Source organism: Streptomyces sp. NRRL WC-3549 (genome assembly GCF_000721935.1).
GTDB lineage: Bacteria > Actinomycetota > Actinomycetes > Streptomycetales > Streptomycetaceae > Streptomyces.
The window spans coordinates 38805-40074 of record NZ_KL585440.1 but is presented as its reverse complement, the minus strand read 5'-3'; the positions used below and the strand labels follow the sequence as shown (position 1 = coordinate 40074).

The window sequence follows — 1270 nt, the reverse complement described above, 5'->3', positions numbered from 1 at the left end:
TGTATAAGAGACAGACCTGGAGGAGGTCGCGGCACGGGCCGGGCTGAAGCCCGACGGTTCGGGCCGGGTCTCCTGCCCCTTCGGTTACGCGGACGCGGACAGCGCCGTGCGCGGGCTGCTCTCGACCGGGCTGTTCGACGCCGCGATCAGGGCGACGGACCGCTCCGAGGTGGAGAAGGAGGTCGCGGAGGCCCTGCGACCGCATCTGCGGGCCGACGGCACGGTCTGGATGCCGAACGTCTTCCGTTACCTGGTGTGCGTGGCGTAGCCGACACCCCGCCGGTCGACACCCCGCCGACCGCGGAGAGGGGGCGCCCCCTCTCCGCGGTCCGGGCCCGGATCAGCCCATGAACTTCTTGAACTCGTCGGGCAGTTCGAAGTTCTTGTCGTCCTGGGCCGGCAGGCCGAACGCCCCGCCCTGCGCCGCCTGCTCGCGCCGGGCAGCGGCCGCCTGCTCCTCGGCCTTGCGCTTCATCGGGTTGCCGCTCTTGCGCTTGCCCTTGGCCTGCTTGACCTGCTTCTTCTGGCGGCCGGGACCGCCCCCCATGCCCGGCATGCCCGGCATCCCGGGCATGCCGCCGCCCTGGGCCATCTTCGACATCATCTTGCGGGCGTCGAAGAACCGCTCCACGAGGCCCTTCACCGCGGAGACCTCGACACCGGCACCCTTGGCGATGCGCGCCCGGCGGGAGCCGTTGATGACCGTCGGCTCGGCGCGTTCCTTCGGGGTCATCGACTTGATGATCGCGGCCATGCGGTCGACGTCACGCTCGTCGATGTTGTTGATCTGGTCCTTGATCTGCCCCATACCGGGGAGCATCCCGAGCAGCTTGGAGATGGAGCCCATCTTCCTGACCTGCTCCATCTGCGCCAGGAAGTCGTCGAGCGTGAAGTCCTTGCCCTTGCTCGACGCCAGCTTGGAGGCCATCTTGGCGGCCTCTTCCTGGCTGAACGTCTTCTCCGCCTGCTCGATCAGGGTGAGCAGGTCACCCATGTCGAGGATGCGGGAGGCCATGCGGTCGGGGTGGAAGGCGTCGAAGTCCTCGAGCTTCTCACCGTTCGACGCGAACATGATCTGCTTGCCCGTGACATGGGCGATCGACAGGGCGGCACCGCCGCGCGCGTCACCGTCGAGCTTGGAGAGCACCACGCCGTCGAAGCCGACGCCGTCGCGGAAGGCCTCGGCGGTGTTGACCGCGTCCTGGCCGATCATGGCGTCGACGACGAAGAGGATCTCGTCGGGGCTGACGGCGTCGCGGATGTCCGCGGC

The 1270-nt window shown here is 68.7% G+C and carries 2 pseudogenes; one reads left to right on the top strand and one right to left on the bottom strand.

The features are described from left to right. Positions 1-10: 10 nt before the first annotated feature. A pseudogene (locus IH13_RS41690) lies at positions 11-268 on the top strand (SAM-dependent methyltransferase); the annotation flags it as partial. A 72-nt stretch (positions 269-340) separates the two neighbouring features. Here the strand turns inward: IH13_RS41690 and IH13_RS0133035 are convergent. Further along, positions 341-1270 (bottom strand): annotated as a pseudogene (locus IH13_RS0133035) (signal recognition particle protein); the annotation flags it as partial.